Source organism: Hoeflea sp. Naph1, from assembly GCF_046837775.1.
GTDB lineage: Bacteria > Pseudomonadota > Alphaproteobacteria > Rhizobiales > Rhizobiaceae > Hoeflea.
Genome location: NZ_CP177286.1, coordinates 387,482 through 403,705, shown reverse-complemented (window position 1 = coordinate 403,705; position 16,224 = coordinate 387,482). Strand labels below are relative to the sequence as shown.

Sequence of the window (16,224 nt, the reverse complement as noted above, 5' to 3'; positions counted from 1 at the left end):
CCGGCGTCTGATGGTGGTCGAACCGGAGTTCGGTCAGGCGGCAAGATCGCGCAGAACTGTCTGCAGGATGCCGCCATTCTTGAGGTATCCGAGCTCATCGAGCGTATCGACGCGGCAGATCAGCGGCACTTCCTTGACCGTGCCATCGGCAAAGGTGATCTTGGCGATCTTCTTCTCGCCCGGCTGGATGTTGGCCAGACCGTCGATGGTGACGGTCTCGTCGCCCTTAAGGCCGAGGCTCTCCCAGCTTGTGCCTTCCTCGAAGACAAACGGGATCACACCCATGCCGACCAGGTTGGAGCGGTGAATGCGCTCGTAGGACTCGGCAATGACGGCGCGAACGCCGAGCAGGTTGGTGCCCTTGGCAGCCCAGTCACGCGACGAGCCATTACCGTATTCGGCACCGGCGAAAATCACCAGCGGAACGCCTTCGGCCTTGTACTGCATGGCTGCATCGTAGATCGAAACCTCCTCGCGGGACGGGTAATGGAAGGTGTATCCGCCTTCACGACCGTTTGGTCCGAGCATGTGATTGCGCAACCGGATATTGGCAAATGTGCCGCGCATCATGACTTCATGGTTGCCGCGACGGGTGCCGTACTGGTTGAAGTCCATCACGCCAACCCCATGATCCATCAGATAGGCGCCTGCAGGCGACTGTGCCTTGATGGAACCAGCCGGTGAAATGTGGTCGGTGGTGATCTTGTCACCGAACAGACCCAGCACGCGCGCGCCCTTGATGTCGGATATGCCCGCACCGGTCTTGCCCATGCCTTCAAAGTAAGGCGGGTTCTGCACATAGGTCGAATTGTCGTCCCAGGCATAAGTCTGGCTCGACGGCACTTCAACGGCCTGCCAGTTTTCATCGCCCTTGAACACGTCGGCATATTTGGCCGCGTAGAGTTCGCGGGTGACGTATTTCATGATGAATTCCTGGATTTCCTGGCTGGTTGGCCAGATATCCTTGAGGAATACCGGGTTGCCGTCCTGGTCCTCACCGAGCGGTTCGACGGTGAGGTCCTTCTGCACCGAACCTGCCAGCGCATAGGCCACCACCAGCGGCGGTGAAGCCAGGTAGTTGGCCTGGACGTCAGGCGAGATGCGGCCTTCGAAGTTGCGGTTGCCCGACAACACGCCGGCGGCGATCAGGCCCTTGTCGTTGATGGTCTTTGAGACCGGTGCGGGCAGCGGGCCGGAGTTGCCGATGCAGGTTGTGCAGCCGAAACCGACAAGGTTGAAACCGAGTGCGTCGAGATCGGTCTGCAGGCCGGATTTTTCGAGATACTCGGCCACCACCTGGCTGCCAGGAGCCAGCGAGGTTTTCACCCATGGCTTGGTCTTGAGACCCTTGGCGCGGGCGTTGCGGGCCAGAAGGCCTGCGCCGATCAGCACGCTCGGGTTGGAGGTGTTGGTGCACGACGTGATGGCGGCAATGGCCACATCGCCATGGCCGAGATCGTAATCCTCGCCCTCGACCTGGTAGCGGTTGGTCAGTTGACCGGGCTTCTTGTATTCGTCCACCAGCGACTGGGCGAAGCCGGCAGCGATCCCTTCCAGCGGAATGCGACCTTCCGGACGCTTCGGGCCAGCCATCGACGGCACCACGGTGCCAAGGTCAAGTTCGAGCGTATCGGTGAACACCGGCTCGGCAGCGCTGGTGTCGCGCCACATGCCTTGTGCCTTGGAATAGGCTTCAACCAGCTTGATGCGGTCTTGCTCGCGGCCTGACATGGTCAGGTACCGGATGGTTTCGTCATCGACGGGGAAGAAGCCACAGGTAGCGCCGTATTCCGGGCCCATGTTGCCAATCGTGGCGCGGTCGGCCAGCGACATCGAATCAAGGCCGGGGCCGAAGAATTCGACGAATTTGGCGACAACGCCCTTCTTGCGCAGCATCTGCACCACGGTCAGCACCAGGTCGGTGGCAGTAACACCTTCCTTGAGCGCGCCGGTGAGGCGGAAGCCGATGACTTCCGGCAGCAGCATGGAAATCGGCTGGCCGAGCATGGCTGCTTCGGCCTCGATGCCGCCAACGCCCCAGCCGAGCACACCGAGACCATTGATCATGGTGGTGTGGCTGTCGGTGCCGACGCAGGTATCGGGATAGGCGGTGATTTCGCCGTCTTCTTCCTTGGTCCACACGGTCTGGCCAAGATATTCAAGGTTGACCTGATGGCAGATGCCGGTGCCGGGCGGCACGACGCGGAAATTCTTGAATGCCTGCTGGCCCCACTTCAAAAAGCGGTAGCGTTCGCCGTTGCGCTCATATTCACGCTCGACATTGTGGGCGAGCGCGGTCGGTGTGCCGAATTCATCGACAATCACCGAGTGGTCGATGACCAGATCGACCGGTACCAGCGGATTGATCTTCTGCGGGTCGCCGCCGAGCGCCACCATGGCGTCGCGCATCGCAGCCAGATCGACCACGGCGGGGACGCCGGTGAAATCCTGCATCAGCACGCGGGCCGGACGATAGGCGATTTCAGCGTCGGCCTTGCCCTTGTTGGTAAGCCAGGCGACGACGGCGAGGATGTCGTCCTTCTTGACCGTGCGGCCGTCCTCGTTGCGCAGAAGGTTTTCGAGAATTACCTTCATCGAATAGGGAAGTGTAGAAATGCCGGTCAAACCGTTCTTTTCGGCTTCGACAAGACTGTAATAGACATAGTCGGTGTCACCGACCTTGAGGGTGGAGCGGCAGTTGAAGCTGTCGAGTGATTTGGCCACGAGCAACTCGCTTTCGTCAGTTCAGCCGAATTTTGAAGGCAAACACCTTGTTCACGCTGATCGCGTGGAGAAGGGTGCGGGTACGGTCATTTCCGCAGTCCGCCCGTGACGCCTGATCGGCTGTCATGTTCGGCACTAGGTGGAATTCACGCCGACCGCTGGCGTGGTTGCAGGTCTTATAGATTCTTTCGTATGAAGGTGCCAGATCAACCAATGGCCCATGCGAATGTTTTTTGGGCGGGTCCGGCGCGGTGAACGCGGCGGCCGAAATGCGGGGGCCGATGCAGGCAATAGCCACCAATCTCAAGGGACGCCGCGGCGACAGCGTGCTGTTCGACAATGTCGGTTTTACGCTGGCGCGCGGTGAAGCGCTGATTGTCACAGGACCTAATGGTGCAGGAAAATCGACTCTGCTGAGGATTCTGGCGGGTTTGCTGCGGGCTGATTCGGGTAATTTCTCGCTGTGCGACGATGCGGGGGCAGATATGGCGGTTGCCGAACACGCCCATTATCTGGGGCACCGCAACGCCATGAAGCGCGAATTGCGGGTGTCGGAGAACCTCGATTTCTGGAAAAGCTTTCAGCGCGGTGACAGCAGCACCGGGCTCTCGGCCGATGCGGCGATCGAGGCAGTTGGGCTTACCGGCGTGGCGCACCTGCCATTCGGCTACCTGTCTGCGGGTCAGCAGCGGCGGATCGCGCTGGCGCGTCTCTTGGTGGTATGGCGGCCCTTGTGGATCCTCGACGAGCCGACGGCAGCGCTCGATAAACAATCAGCAGCGCTGTTTGCCGATCTTGTGAGAGAGCACCTGTCCGGCGGTGGAATAGCGATTGCGGCCACCCACCAGCCGCTGGGGCTTGATCCGGTCAAGACGCTGGAGCTCAGCGGCGATCACCGTGCCGCCTTCGATGCCGTGGAGGCCTGGTCATGAGGGCGCTGCTCAAGCGCGATCTGGCGATTGCCACCCGCTCGGGCGGGGCGGCGATGCTCGGCGTGCTGTTTTTTCTCGCCGTGGTGGCGGTCATTCCCTTCGGGATCGGCCCGGATCTCAACCTTCTGGCGCGGATCGGCCCGGCAATCCTGTGGATCGGCGCGCTGCTGGCCTCGCTTTTGGGTCTCGACCGGTTGTTTCAGGCCGACCGCGAAGACGGCTCGCTCGACATGCTGGCGATGCAGGACTGGTTCTCTCTGGTGCTTACCGTGTTCGTCAAGAGCCTGGCGCATTGGCTTGCCACCGGGTTGCCGCTGGTGCTGGCGGCACCGCTTTTGGGCCTTTTGATGAACATGAGCGCCATTTCCACCGGGGCGGTGATGCTGACGCTGCTCGTTGGCACGCCGGCGATTTCTTTCATTGGCGCGGTTGGAGCCGCGGTGGCCGTCGCCCTGCCGCGCGGCGGGCTGCTGGTGTCGATCCTGATCCTGCCGCTGGCAATTCCGATCCTGATCTTCGGCGTCAGCGCCTCCTACGCCGCGGTCACCGACCCTGACCCGTTCTGGCCACCGTTCATGATCCTGTCGGCAATCGCGCTGTTTTTTGCAGCCCTCGGGCCCGTGGCTTCGGCGGCGGCGCTGAAGGGTGCGGCAGATTGATCTATTTCATTGAAACCAGCCCCGACAGGCATTAGAAAAAGCCCATGAGCGACACCACGATCTCCCAGGGCTGGTTTACCGGGCTGGCCAACCCGACCCGGTTCCTTGCCCTTTCGGGGCGCATTCTGCCCTATCTGACCGTGGCCTCCGTGCTGGTACTGGCGGTCGGGCTCTATATGTCGTTTGCTGCGCCCGCGGATTACCAGCAGGGCATCACCGTGCAGATCATGTACATTCATGTGCCCGCCGCCTGGCTTGCAATGATGTGCTATTCGGTAATGGCAATCGCCTCGGTCGGCACCCTGGTGTGGCGCCATCCGCTGGCGGATGTTGCCGCCAAGTCGGCGCTGCCGATTGGCGCGGCGTTCACCTTCCTGTCGCTCTTGACCGGTTCGTTGTGGGGCCGGCCAATGTGGGGCACCTGGTGGGTCTGGGATGCGCGGCTGACATCGGTGTTCGTGCTGTTTTTGATGTATCTGGGGCTGATCGCGCTGCACAAGGCGATGGATGACCCGTCCCGCGCGGCGCGTCCTGCCGCAGTGCTGACGCTGGTCGGCTTCATCAATATCCCGATCATCAAGTTTTCGGTCGATTGGTGGAACACGCTGCATCAACCGGCGAGCGTGATGCGGCTCGATGGTCCGACCATCGACCCGTCGATGCTCTATCCGTTGCTGGTAATGGGGCTTGCCTATACGCTGGTCTTTTTCACGCTGCATTTGATGGCTATGCGCAACGAGATCTGGCGCCGGCGGGTGCGGGCAATGCGCCGGCAAGCCGCCCAGTCGATCGGGCGCTGAGCGCGAAGGGACAAGTCTGATGAGCCACGAAAGCTTCGTGTTTCTTTCCTATGCGGCGACGGCGGTGACGCTGGTCGGGGTGCTGGTGTCGATCCTTCTTGATGGCCGCGCGCGCAAGCGCGAGTTGGCCGAACTGGAGGCGCAAGGCATACGCCGGCGTTCGCAAACGGCAACGGGTTCCAGTCAATGAGCGACGCGGCGCAGGCCCCCACGGAAAACGCCGTCTGCTGGTGGCGTTCCTGCCATTCATTCTGTTCATCAGTCTGGCCGGCGTGTTTTACTATCAACTCGAATTCGGCCGTGATTCAAGCGAAATCCCCTCGGTGCTGATCGGCTCGCAGGCGCCGTCGCTGGACCTGCCGCCGCTAGACGGGCTGAGTGTGAACGGCGCGCAATTGCCGGCGCTCAATGATGCGGCGATCGCCGGCAAGCTGGCGCTGGTCAATGTCTTTGCCTCCTGGTGCGTTCCCTGCCGGCAGGAACATCCGTTCATGCTCGAGCTGGCGCGCGATCCGCGGGTGGTGCTGGTGGGCATCAACTACAAGGACAAGAACGAGAACGCGCTGAAATTTCTCGGTGAACTGGGCAATCCCTATGCCGCCATCGGTGTCGACCCGGTCGGCAAGGCAGCGATCGACTGGGGCGTCTATGGCATCCCCGAAACCTTTCTGGTGGCACCCGATGGCACGATCGTGTTCAAGCAGATCGGTCCGTTCACCGAAGAGAGCCTGCGCGACAAGCTGATGCCGGAAATCGAAAAAGCGCAAACGGGCAGTTGAGCCACATACTCTGACGATACCTCCGAACAACTGATCTCGTTTTGGTGCGCATTTGGCCCTATGTTTGTGCCATGACCATGCCCAAACAATTCGACCGCCTGACACCTGATGGCGATACCCATGAACGCGATGTCTGTCGCACCTGCGGCTTTGTCGATTATCAGAACCCGCGCATTGTCGTGGGCTCGGTGGTCCGGCACCAGGGCAAGGTGCTGATGTGCCGCCGCGCCATCGAGCCGCGCCGTGGCTTCTGGACCGTGCCGGCGGGCTATCTTGAACTCAACGAGACGCCCGAGGACGGTGCCAAGCGCGAGGCGCGCGAAGAGGCGTTGGCCAATCTCAAGCTTGGTGAATTGCTGGCAATCTATTCGGTGCCACGCCTGAGCCAGGTGCAGCTGATCTGGCGCGCCGAGCTGATCGACCCGGGCGCGGGTGCTGCGCTTTACGGTGTTGGCGAGGAAAGCCTGGAAGTGGAACTGTTCGACTGGGATAAATTGCCGGTGGATGAGATCGCGTTTCCAACCGTGCACTGGATGCTCGGCCACGAGCGTGAGGTGATGGAAAAGGGCTATTCCGGACCGTTCGGCAATGCGGGGTAGGGTGGGGCTGAATGAATGTATCGGTGGAGGATTGCTAAGGGAGGAAGCGGCCAGGACAGGGGGTGTTTTGATCGTCGGCAATATGGTCGGTTTCAGGACCTTTCCGGCGAGCGCTCAAAAGTGGCCATTGGCACCGGAAGCATGATCGCCGCCGCATCCCGCGAGAATTCATTGTGTGAGATCGCAAATACCGTTCAGCTGCGCCCGGGTCGGGATCAAGGAATGCGGCCGCCAACCAAGTCATGTTTGATTGCCGGTAAAGGAAAGATCCTGACAAAATCTCGAGACTAAAAACGGGCACCAGCAAAATCGTAGTAAGGTTCAGTGTAAAACTCTATGGTCTTGCACTTAACGAGATTTTTGAAATGCCCGACCACTCCGAGCAACTTATCCATCTGGTTTACGAAGCGTCTCTGGACAATTCACTTTGGCCGGAATTGGTGCTCACGCTTGCCGAGCACCTCGAAAAGGCACGCGAAACGCTGCCAGCGTCGCAACAACAATCCTCAATTACCAATATGGCGAAGCATTTTCTGCGCGCGTTCAGTATTTCGGAACGCATTGTGGACTTGCAGGAACGCGAGGGACAGCACACTGCGGTCCTCAATACCTTTTCCTTCGGGCTTGCCCTGATCAACGAGCAAGGTGAGACGATCATGAAAAACAGCGCGATGATGGCCCAACCGAAGATTGCGCGGCTTTTTGACAAAACGACGACACCCTTGTTGCGCTGCCCGCTCACCGAAATCGAACAATCGCTTAAACAGTGGGTCAGCCAAATCAACCGTACCGACGAACCGAGCGCCTTGGCCTTGCCGACCAATGGGGCTGCCAACCTGCTGATGTTGCCCCGGCGCGAAGCCGTGCGCATGGGCTTCCCACCCAAAGCCGCGGCGGTTTTGCTGGTTACGGATGCAGGCGAAAACGATGGCATACGGGCCTTTGCCGCCAAATACGGCCTGACCAGACGCGAAACCGATCTGCTCGCCGCGATCACACAGATAGGCGACCTTAAACAGGCCGCCGCCGAGATTGAATTGTCGTACGAGAGTGCGCGGACGTATCTGAAGCGGATTTACAACAAGACCGGTAGTCGATCACAGGTCGACCTGATCCAGAATTTGCACAAAGGCCCGCTGAACGTGCTGCGCAAACGCCGCACCTCGGAAGAAGAACAGCACAGGGTGCGCAGGCTTATGCAGCTCAAAGACGGGCGCATCCTGGAGTATTTCACCCTTGGTCCCAAAACCGGCAGGCCGGTGGTGCATTTTGATGCCCTGGCAGGGATCACTGTCGATATCGTCGGCAACCCTGCCGGCGTGCTGACCCATCTCGAAAAACACGACATCCGCCTGATCACCCCGTGCCGTCCTGGCGGGTTCAGGTCCAGCCCCAGGGCAATGACCAGCTTGCGCGATTTCAGCGGCGATGTGGTGGAATTGCTCGATCACCTCAAGGTGGACCGGTTTTCCATCTTTGCGGTGTCATTTGGTGCGGGCTCCGCCGTGGCCGTTGCCCATGAATTGCAGGATCGTATCGACCGCGTGGTTCTGTCGTCAGCGCCCTACCCTGCCTATTCGCCCCCCAACTGGCGCGACCTGGACCTGTTTTACCAGATGTCGGGTGTGCTGGGCCGGAAATGGCCGGCGATGTTGCGACAGATGCTGCCCTTCCTGATCCGGTCCATCATGCAGAATGTGGACAGCTATTTTGACCGCTACATCAGCAAGACCAAAAGCACCTATGATGTCGCCGCCTTGTCGAACCCGTTTATCAGGTCACGCATGGCCGAGATGCTTGCCGAACGCACTGCGGCGGGGATGTCCGGCATGGTCGAGGAAAATGTGCTCAATGCCCAGGGGTGGGATTTCGATGTGGCCGACATCACGGTGCCCGTGGACATCTATCATGGCGTGCTCGACAACGTGGCCCCGCTGGCCGGTGCTGCGCTGATGGTGGAACGGCTGCCCTACGGGTCACTGACTGAATTGCCCGAGCATGGTCATTACCATCATCTTACCGGATGGCCCTGGCTGCTGGCACGGACCGCTGGATGTGATGTGAATGTCGGAGCTGAAACCTACGTCATTCCCGAAGTTGCCGACGGTCCCCAACTGGGGATATTGGAAAGTACAGCCACCTCATAGGACTAGTTCATACTGCCTCGAAACCAGAATAGTTCAATTCGAAATTTTGAAATCAAGGAGTAAACCATGTCCAGCATTGTCATCAAATCCTTGCTGTCAGCGGCTTTTGTTCTTACCTCGCTGATGCCGGCCGCCGCCTTGCCGAGCATGCCGCTCGCTGCTGCGGTCGAGCAACCCGCCGCCCAACGCGCGGGCGTCATTGAAGTCCGGCAAAGACACCGCAAACGTTTCCGCCGCCACCATCAAAGACGGCATTATAACCGCCACAAGCCCCGTCACCACGAACGTCGTCATCACGAGCGTCGGGGTCATCTGAGCCGCAGTCATGTTGACTACTGCTACAACCGGTACCGGTCCTACCGGGCCTATGACAACACTTATCAGCCTTACCACGGCAGAAGGCGGGCTTGCCGCTCGCCCTATTGAGCCAACACTGACGGGTATGGGTGAGCGGAGCTCCAAGCTCCGCCGCCCTAACCTCACATCCGATCACATCGCGACATTTCACGCAGAGTCCTGACGAATTCGGCCAACTGCACCGCTCCAGATGACCGTGCAAAATCCGGGTTGTCCGCGATTAGCGGCGAGCGGACCGTTACCCACTATCGGTCCTCGGAAAAATCGTAATCCTATCCCATCCTGCTGCTCACCCTGAGGCAGATCAGCGTCATTCACCGGCACGTGCGAATTGAGAGGTTTGATTTGATGTTGCGTATAATCGCACTGGCCACCGTATTGGCGTTGTCGCTTGGAACCATGGCCACCGCTCAGGACACGGCGCCAGACTATGACTGGCGCGCAATTCTGGAACAGTCGGTCAAGGTGCAGATGAAGATCGATGCCGGGTACGAGGTTTCCAAAGAGCGCGTGGTGCCGCTGCATTTTACCATGGGCGTGCCTTTTTCGAAGGGCAGCTTGACCACTCGCACGCGGTTCCCGAAACAGAAGGGTAATTTGGGCGAATTGCAGTTTCTGTCCCCCGACGGGACATTGCTCGAATATGTCACGTTCTCGAAGGGGACAATCAGCGGAGACACGACAGATGAGCGACTGAAAAGGCTGTTTGTGCTGATCGACGAGCAGGTCTACCCGTCGCTGACACCGCCGCCCGAGGCCAAGATCCTGGGCGGGCGCATTACAGAAGTTTCGAGCCATCCGGCCGTCGAGTTTATGTCGTTGTTTGCTGATCCCGCACGGGGGCCCGTGGCTGCGCGCATCGTTGGCGTGATCGCGCCGAACCAAACCGACGTCGTCATTTTTGTGCAGCAGACGATGCGGGATCAAATGGGCCTTGCTGGTCCCGACGAGCTGGCCAGGACCTTCGGCGGCGCGATGCTGTCGTCCCTGACGTTTCAAGCCTATCGCGATGCGTCCGGAGCTTTGATCGATTTTTGAGGGCGCTGGGGCCCGGCGATCGTCATCTACGACACGCCGCCGGGCCCGAACGCCGTTAAATGTACTATCTGACGTCTCTGATTGGTTTATGACGTTTTGGGCTCTTCCGCGTCCTCGTCCGGCAGCGCATGCCGTTGCATCAGTGGCAGTTGCGCCAGCGTGAAGATGATCGACAGCGGCATGTTGCCCCAGAGCTTGAAGCCGACCCAGAAGTCGGTCGAGAAATTGCGCCAGATGAACTCGTTGACCACTGCCATGATCAGGAAATACAGGCCCCAGCGCATGGTCAGGATGCGCCAGCCTTCCGCGTCGAGCTTGAAGGCGGAATCAAACACGTAACCCAGAAACGACTTGCCGAAGAAAAGACCGCCGAGCAGGATCAGGCCGAACATCGAATTGATGATGGTCGGCTTGATCTTGAAGAAGGTTTCGTCCTGCAGCCAGAAGCCGAGCGCGCCAAAGACGAAAACGATCCCGGCAGACAGGATCGGCATGATCGGCAGCGTCCGCAGCTTGATCCACGAGATGGTCAGGGCGATGGCGGTTGCGGCCATGAAGAAGGCGGTAGCCACGAAGATAGGTTTGCCAAGGATGGCCAGCTGCGGATATTGCTCCGTCAGCCACTCGGCCTTGGCGTTGGCGAAGAAAAATATCAGCAGCGGGCCCAGTTCCAGCGCCAGCTTGAACAGCGGATTGATGCGCTTGCGCTCGGGATCGCCCGGCTCGCGTTCGAAAATCTGGATCTCCTCGACGTGGGCCGCGGCGTCGGTCGTCGCGTCGGCCTGGTTGTCGGTGGGGTCGCGGGGGCTCATTTTGGTTCTCCGGCAATGGCGGAGGCGAAATCAGCCGCCTCAAAGGGTTCGAGGTCGTCGACGCCTTCGCCGACCCCCACAAAATAGACTGGCAATTTGTGCCTGGCGGCAATGGCCACCAGAATGCCGCCGCGGGCGGTGCCGTCGAGCTTGGTCATTACCAGCCCGTTGACGCCGGCGATATTCTTGAAGATCTCGACCTGGTTCAATGCGTTCTGGCCGGTGGTGGCGTCGAGCGTCTGCAACACAGTGTGCGGCGCGTCGGGATCGAGCTTGTTGATGACGCGGACCACCTTGGCCAGTTCGTCCATCAGCTCGGTGCGGTTCTGCAGCCGGCCGGCGGTGTCGATGATCAGCACATCGGCGCCGTCTGCACGGGCGGTCTCGAAGGCCTCATAGGCGAGGCCCGCCGCATCGGCGCCAAGCTTGGTGGAGACCACTTTCGAGCCGGTGCGGTCGCCCCAGATCTTGAGCTGCTCGATAGCTGCTGCACGGAACGTGTCACCGGCGGCGAGCATGACGTTGAGCCCGCCCGCGCTCAATTTGGCGGCGAGCTTGCCGATGGTGGTGGTTTTGCCGGTGCCGTTGACGCCGACCACCAGAATGACATGCGGCTTGTGGCTGAGATCAAGCTCCAGCGGTTTGGCCACCGGACCCAGCACCTTGGTGATTTCCTCGGCCATCACCTTCTGCACTTCAGCGGGCGAAATGTCCTTGCCGTAGCGGGTGGAGGACAGCGCATCGGTGATCTTGAGCGCGGTCTCGACGCCGAGATCGGCCTGCAACAGCACGTCTTCGAGGTCCTGCAGTGTTTCCTCGTCGAGCTTGCGCTTGGTGAAGATGCCGGTGATCTGGCCCGAAAGCTGACCAGAGGTGCGCGACAGGCCCTTGCGCAGACGGCTCCACCAGTTGCCTGCTTCTTCTTCCACAGGTTCGGGCGTCATGACGGGTTCCGCCCTTGACACTGTGTCGCGAACAACAATTTTTCGAGGCTCAGGCTCAGGCTCAGGCTCAGGCTCAGGCTCAGGCTCAGGCTCAGGCTCAGGCTCAGGCTCAGGCTCAGGCTCAGGCTCAGGCTCAGGCTCAGGCTCAGGCTCAGGCTCAGGCTCAGGCTCAGGCTCAGGCTCAGGCTCAGGCTCAGGCTCAGGCTCAGTGATTGGTTCGGGGTCGAGCACAGGATCTGCGGAAAGCTCTGCCGGCGTCAGACCTTCGTCCACCGCATCGGCGGGATCGGTCGGGCTTTCGTCATCCGCCGCAGCCACCGGTTGTTCATCGGCCGGGACGGGTGCCGTCTGGCTCTCTGCGGTTTCCGGAGTTTCGTCCGGGACCGGAGAGATTACCGGATCGGCCGCCAGTTCCTCGGGGGCCACCATCGCCTCCGTCGCGGCCTCCTGAGGCGGTACGGCTTCGGACGGCAGGGTCTCTGGAGACGCGGGGTCAGGTTGGGACTCGAAAACAGGCGTTGCCGGGGCTTCGGGGCTGCGTGCCTCATCCGCCGCAGGATCCGGCGCCGCTTCCTTGTTTCGCCCGAAGGAGAACACCTTTTTGATGAAGTTGAGCGCCATGCCTGCCTGTTGTCCTTCTTGAATTCGATGGGCCGGGATCAACCCGTGGCGACAACAGCGGAGCCCGTGTCTTCCGCCGCCGCATCGATCAGATCGCCGATCAGGTGATCCTTGTCACGTCCGGTCACCTTTATCAAAGCCATCTGGCCCCTTGGTGCATTTTGCGCAACCACCGGGGTGAAATTTTCGGTCCGTGCCACGCCCGAATATTCAACCAGCGCCGAATGGGTTGCTGCACTGGCCACCATGGCGTCGAGATGGGCGTCATGGGCCACATCGCCCTTGGCCCGCAGCCGCGCGGCCCGGTTCTTGATCAGGCCGCGGTCAAGCTGCGGCATCCGCGCCGCAGGCGTCCCCTGGCGCGGCGAATAGGGAAACACATGCAAAAACGAGATCCCGCATTCGTCGATCATCTCGAGCGAGCGGGCGAACATCTCTTCGGTTTCGGTCGGAAAACCGGCGATCAGGTCAGCGCCAAAGGCAAAGCCGGGCCGGAGATCGCTCACCTGGCGGCAGAAATTGATCGCATCCGCGCGGCTGTGGCGGCGTTTCATGCGCTTGAGGATCAGGTCGTCACCATGCTGCAGCGACAGATGCAGATGCGGCATGAAGCGAGGTTCGCGGGCGATCAGATCCATCAGCGTGGTGTCGACCTCGATCGAATCGATTGATGACAGCCTGAGCCTCTTGAGCTCCGGAACCTGTTTGAGAATGGTGGCGGCGAGCGTGCCCAAACGGGGGCTGCCAGGCAGATCGGCGCCGTAGCTGGTGGCGTCGACACCGGTAATGACCACTTCCTGGTAGCCATTGTCCACCAGCTTTTCGATCTGGGTAACCACCGCGCCCATCGGCACCGAACGGGAATTACCGCGGCCATAGGGAATGACGCAGAAGGTGCAGCGGTGGTCGCAGCCATTTTGCACCTGAACGAAGGCGCGGGCCTGGCCGGCAATCGCCTCGATCATCTGCGGCGCGGTCTCGCGCACCGACATGATGTCGTTGACTCGGATCTTCTCGCTCTCGGAGACACCGAAATCTGGAAGGCTGCGGTAGCTCGCAGCACGCGCCTTGTCGCCATTGCCGATCACCAGATCAACCTCTTCCATGGCGGCAAAAATTTCCGGCTCGGTCTGCGCCGCGCAACCCGACACCACGATGCGGGCATGCGGGTTGTCGCGCCGCGCCCGGCGGATCGATTGCCGCGCCTGGCGCACCGCGTCGGCGGTCACGGCGCAGGTGTTGACCAGAATCGCGTTGTTGAGGCCTGCGCTCTCAGCGGCGCTGCGCATGGTTTCGGATTCATAAGTGTTGAGCCGGCATCCGAAGCTGAGAACCCGAACCCCGCTCACGCCGGTGCCTCGTCAGCCTGCCAGGCGCCGGATTCGGGATTGACGCAGCCTGAAAATTCCCATTCGGCTGGGCCGGTCATCATGACGTGATTGTCGGCGCGCCAGTCGATCTCGAGCGGGCCGCCGGGCACGTTGACGGTGACCTGACGGCCGGTTCTTTCGGTCCGCGCTGCGCAGACAGCCGCAGCGCAAGCGGCCGAGCCGCAGGCACGGGTCAGGCCGACGCCGCGTTCCCATGTGCGCAGATCAAGCGTCGCCGCATCGATCACCCGGGCGACCGAAATATTGGCGCGCTCGGGAAAAATCGGGTGGTTTTCCAGGAGCGGTCCGAAGCGTTCGAGATCATAGGACCAGACGTCCTCCTTGACCCAGAAGATCGCATGCGGGTTGCCCATCGAGGCTACCGAGGGCGAATGCAGCACCGGCGCGTCGATCGGGCCGATCTGAAGCTCGATGCGGGTGGTATCGTAAAATTCTTCGGCCAGCGGGATCTTGTCCCAGCGGAATTCCGGCATGCCCATGTCGACCGAGATCAATCCGCTCTCGTGTTCTTCGGCGGTCAGTATGCCGGCAAGCGTCTTGAAGGTGAAACTCTTGCGCCCGGTTTCCGACGCCAGCGCCTGAACCACGCAGCGGGTGCCGTTGCCGCAGGCCTGGGCGCGAGAGCCATCGCGGTTCAAGATATCGATGCGGTAATCGACACCGTCGAGATCGATGTCGTGGATCGCCATGATCTGGTCGAAGCCGGTTTTGTCGCCGGCAGCCAGGGCGATGGCAGCCTCGGCGGTCACGGCATCGCTGCGGCCACGCATGTCGATGACGACAATGTCGTTGCCCAGTCCGTTCATCTTGGCGAAAGGAACCGTCGATCCCATGATATGACCTGTGCTTGTTTCCGGCCTATATGGCCGAAATGCACCGCGATTACCAGTGCCGGAGCGTTCAACCTACGTGTTCTGTGGCCGCTGTTTGCTGCTGATCAGCCAACGTTCGATCTTCGCGTTGGCGGGCAATTCAGGACTTGTTTCCCAGGGTGGCGACCCGGCCTGCAACGCCACTAATCGCGCCCTCGATTCTGGCAAGGTGAGATTCAATCGATGTCTGGATATTTGCCAGCGAGCCGCCAAGTTCCATTTTGACCGTCAACTCAACATCGTCGCGAAGTTCGCCCTGCCGCCGCTCGATCCTTCTGGTCAGTTCATAATTCGCGTTCACAAGGCGCATCATGTCGGCCAACTCTTTGCGAACAAGACGCATCTCGTCCATATTGAGCTTTGCCTGTTGAGCCAGAAATTCGAGGCTGATCGCTTCGGCTGTCATGGGCAGCGCCTCCCTTGTAACCGAAGGAATTTGGCCCTTATTCGCGCAATTCACAAACTTTGGTGTGAAGGGCTGCCGGGCAATACGCATCGCGACAAGTGAATTTAATCGAGTGCCAGCGTCCGGGGATTAGGGGCTGTTGACGTTTACCGTGTGTGAATGAGCGTTGCGGCAATTGAGATGAAGGCTTTGAAACTCTGGTCGGTTTTGCAAGAGCGCATTGCTATCCCTCTGTTTTCCTTCAGTTTGCCAAAGTAGTTTTCGATCAAATGCCGCCATTTGTAGGTTTCCTTGTCGAACTCTGCCGGGAACCTCCGGTTGGATTTTGGCGGTATGACCGGGGTTATGCCGCGATCCAGCAGGCCATTGCGCAGCCAATCCGCGTCAAAGGCCCTGTCCGCCAGCAAATATCCGGCGGACAAGCCGCTGATCAACGCATCGGTCTCGCGCAGATCATGAGCTTGCCCTGGCATCAGACAGAAATCGACGAGATTACCGAGCGCATCCGTCAGAGCCAGTATCTTTGTCGTTATGCCGCCGCGTGAGCGTCCAATGGCCTGGCAGAGAGTCCCCCTTTTGCGCCCTGACCCGAGCGATGAACCTTGACGATAGTACCGTCGATCATTGCGTATTCCAGATCGGCGTCTGAGGCTAATGCTTTGAACATACAATAGAAAGCATCCGCTTTGACCCATCTGCGGAACCGCTTGAATACAGAATTCCATTTGCCAAACTCACCCGGCAATTCGCGCCATTGCGCGCCCGTGCGGACGATCCAGAGGACTGCCTCCATGAAAAGTCGTGGGTCACGTCCGGTTTGTCCGGGATCGGTGGTTTTACCCAGGCAGTATGGTTCGATGATCGCCCATTGCGAATTGGATAGGACTCTTCGGGTCAAGGTTGCTCTCCTCCGTTTGCAACCTTGAATCAGAAGTCAGGTGATTTGGGAATCCCGAACGTCAACAGCCCCTTCTGTAACGGGCCTGTGTGAGTCAATCCCTTTGTCGTCATCCAGTCGCCGGGGTCTTGCTTCTGTACGGGGTCGGCGCGCAGCCGCCACCTGATGGGGTTTGAAGAGGATGAGGTCGACCAATCTAGAGTCGCGTGATCGCTATGCCACGCAGGCTGTTACGGTCTGACCTG

Annotated in this window: 16 protein-coding genes; 9 read left to right on the top strand and 7 right to left on the bottom strand. The window is 60.2% G+C overall.

Annotation, left to right across the window (positions count from 1 at the left end; translation table 11 throughout):
• Positions 1 to 33 precede the first annotated feature (33 nt).
• Positions 34 to 2,724, bottom strand: coding sequence for an aconitate hydratase AcnA (gene acnA, locus ACK6D9_RS01925; RefSeq protein ID WP_322987801.1), 2,691 nt, complete (start codon positions 2,722 to 2,724; stop codon positions 34 to 36).
• A 269-nt stretch (positions 2,725 to 2,993) separates the two neighbouring features.
• Here acnA and ccmA point away from each other — a divergent pair, with 269 nt between their 5' ends.
• The 9 genes from ccmA (at position 2,994) to ACK6D9_RS01880 (ending at position 10,035) form a co-directional block, all read left to right on the top strand.
• Positions 2,994 to 3,656 (top strand): heme ABC exporter ATP-binding protein CcmA, encoded by a 663-nt coding sequence (gene ccmA / locus ACK6D9_RS01920; RefSeq protein WP_412051704.1) that lies wholly within the window; start codon positions 2,994 to 2,996, stop codon positions 3,654 to 3,656.
• On the top strand, positions 3,653 to 4,315 hold the full coding sequence (gene ccmB / locus ACK6D9_RS01915) for a heme exporter protein CcmB (protein ID WP_267654476.1): 663 nt from the start codon (positions 3,653 to 3,655) through the stop codon (positions 4,313 to 4,315). The genes ccmA and ccmB overlap by 4 nt, the downstream gene beginning before the upstream one ends.
• 44 nt (positions 4,316 to 4,359) lie before the next feature.
• Complete coding sequence (locus ACK6D9_RS01910; RefSeq protein WP_412050439.1) at positions 4,360 to 5,115, top strand: heme ABC transporter permease; 756 nt, start codon at positions 4,360 to 4,362, stop codon at positions 5,113 to 5,115.
• 16 nt (positions 5,116 to 5,131) lie between these two features.
• Complete coding sequence (ccmD, locus tag ACK6D9_RS01905) at positions 5,132 to 5,305, top strand: heme exporter protein CcmD (protein ID WP_322987836.1); 174 nt, start codon at positions 5,132 to 5,134, stop codon at positions 5,303 to 5,305.
• 40 nt (positions 5,306 to 5,345) lie between these two features.
• Complete coding sequence (locus ACK6D9_RS01900; RefSeq protein ID WP_412050438.1) at positions 5,346 to 5,894, top strand: DsbE family thiol:disulfide interchange protein; 549 nt, start codon at positions 5,346 to 5,348, stop codon at positions 5,892 to 5,894.
• Between the two features lie 71 nt (positions 5,895 to 5,965).
• The gene (locus tag ACK6D9_RS01895; protein ID WP_412050437.1) at positions 5,966 to 6,493 is read left to right on the top strand and encodes an NUDIX domain-containing protein; all 528 of its coding nucleotides are present in this window, start codon (positions 5,966 to 5,968) and stop codon (positions 6,491 to 6,493) included.
• 365 nt (positions 6,494 to 6,858) lie between these two features.
• Positions 6,859 to 8,640 (top strand): alpha/beta fold hydrolase, encoded by a 1,782-nt coding sequence (locus ACK6D9_RS01890; protein WP_412050436.1) that lies wholly within the window; start codon positions 6,859 to 6,861, stop codon positions 8,638 to 8,640.
• A 66-nt stretch (positions 8,641 to 8,706) separates the two neighbouring features.
• Complete coding sequence (locus ACK6D9_RS01885; RefSeq protein WP_322987796.1) at positions 8,707 to 9,066, top strand: BA14K family protein; 360 nt, start codon at positions 8,707 to 8,709, stop codon at positions 9,064 to 9,066.
• 279 nt (positions 9,067 to 9,345) lie between these two features.
• Positions 9,346 to 10,035, top strand: a complete 690-nt coding sequence (locus ACK6D9_RS01880; protein ID WP_412050435.1) for a hypothetical protein — start codon at positions 9,346 to 9,348, stop codon at positions 10,033 to 10,035.
• Positions 10,036 to 10,121: 86 nt separating this feature from the next.
• On the opposite strand, the gene ACK6D9_RS01875 is transcribed toward ACK6D9_RS01880, so the two are convergent.
• From ACK6D9_RS01875 to ACK6D9_RS01850, 6 genes are all read right to left on the bottom strand, one after another.
• Positions 10,122 to 10,847 carry a septation protein A gene (locus tag ACK6D9_RS01875; protein WP_412050434.1) on the bottom strand — a complete coding sequence of 242 codons (726 nt, stop codon included), beginning with the start codon at positions 10,845 to 10,847 and terminating at the stop codon, positions 10,122 to 10,124.
• Complete coding sequence (gene ftsY, locus ACK6D9_RS01870) at positions 10,844 to 12,412, bottom strand: signal recognition particle-docking protein FtsY (RefSeq protein WP_412050433.1); 1,569 nt, start codon at positions 12,410 to 12,412, stop codon at positions 10,844 to 10,846. The genes ACK6D9_RS01875 and ftsY overlap by 4 nt, the downstream gene beginning before the upstream one ends.
• 38 nt (positions 12,413 to 12,450) lie before the next feature.
• Positions 12,451 to 13,761, bottom strand: coding sequence for a tRNA (N(6)-L-threonylcarbamoyladenosine(37)-C(2))-methylthiotransferase MtaB (gene mtaB, locus ACK6D9_RS01865; RefSeq protein WP_412050432.1), 1,311 nt, complete (start codon positions 13,759 to 13,761; stop codon positions 12,451 to 12,453).
• Positions 13,758 to 14,636 (bottom strand): diaminopimelate epimerase, encoded by an 879-nt coding sequence (gene dapF / locus ACK6D9_RS01860; RefSeq protein WP_412050431.1) that lies wholly within the window; start codon positions 14,634 to 14,636, stop codon positions 13,758 to 13,760. The genes mtaB and dapF overlap by 4 nt, the downstream gene beginning before the upstream one ends.
• Positions 14,637 to 14,775: 139 nt before the next feature.
• Positions 14,776 to 15,081, bottom strand: a complete 306-nt coding sequence (locus tag ACK6D9_RS01855; protein WP_322990303.1) for a hypothetical protein — start codon at positions 15,079 to 15,081, stop codon at positions 14,776 to 14,778.
• Positions 15,082 to 15,227: 146 nt separating this feature from the next.
• Positions 15,228 to 15,979, bottom strand: a protein-coding gene (locus ACK6D9_RS01850) for an IS5 family transposase (protein WP_412049012.1) whose coding sequence is annotated in 2 segments (ribosomal slippage) — positions 15,228 to 15,646 and positions 15,646 to 15,979 — 753 coding nt in all. Because the reading frame shifts where the segments join, the coding sequence is not laid out codon by codon here.
• Between the last annotated feature and the right edge of the window lie 245 nt (positions 15,980 to 16,224).

Excerpts from the sequence above, each read along its gene's own strand:
- ccmA (WP_412051704.1), top strand. The coding sequence starts at position 2,994 with ATGCGGGGGCCGATGCAGGCAATAGCCACCAATCTCAAGGGACGCCGC.
- ccmB (WP_267654476.1), top strand. The coding sequence starts at position 3,653 with ATGAGGGCGCTGCTCAAGCGCGATCTGGCGATTGCCACCCGCTCGGGC.
- ACK6D9_RS01910 (WP_412050439.1), top strand. The coding sequence starts at position 4,360 with ATGAGCGACACCACGATCTCCCAGGGCTGGTTTACCGGGCTGGCCAAC.
- ACK6D9_RS01895 (WP_412050437.1), top strand. The coding sequence starts at position 5,966 with ATGACCATGCCCAAACAATTCGACCGCCTGACACCTGATGGCGATACC.
- ACK6D9_RS01890 (WP_412050436.1), top strand. The coding sequence starts at position 6,859 with ATGCCCGACCACTCCGAGCAACTTATCCATCTGGTTTACGAAGCGTCT.
- ACK6D9_RS01885 (WP_322987796.1), top strand. The coding sequence starts at position 8,707 with ATGTCCAGCATTGTCATCAAATCCTTGCTGTCAGCGGCTTTTGTTCTT.
- ACK6D9_RS01880 (WP_412050435.1), top strand. The coding sequence starts at position 9,346 with ATGTTGCGTATAATCGCACTGGCCACCGTATTGGCGTTGTCGCTTGGA.
- ACK6D9_RS01875 (WP_412050434.1), bottom strand. The coding sequence starts at position 10,847 with ATGAGCCCCCGCGACCCCACCGACAACCAGGCCGACGCGACGACCGAC.
- ftsY (WP_412050433.1), bottom strand. The coding sequence starts at position 12,412 with ATGGCGCTCAACTTCATCAAAAAGGTGTTCTCCTTCGGGCGAAACAAG.
- dapF (WP_412050431.1), bottom strand. The coding sequence starts at position 14,636 with ATGGGATCGACGGTTCCTTTCGCCAAGATGAACGGACTGGGCAACGAC.
- ACK6D9_RS01855 (WP_322990303.1), bottom strand. The coding sequence starts at position 15,081 with ATGACAGCCGAAGCGATCAGCCTCGAATTTCTGGCTCAACAGGCAAAG.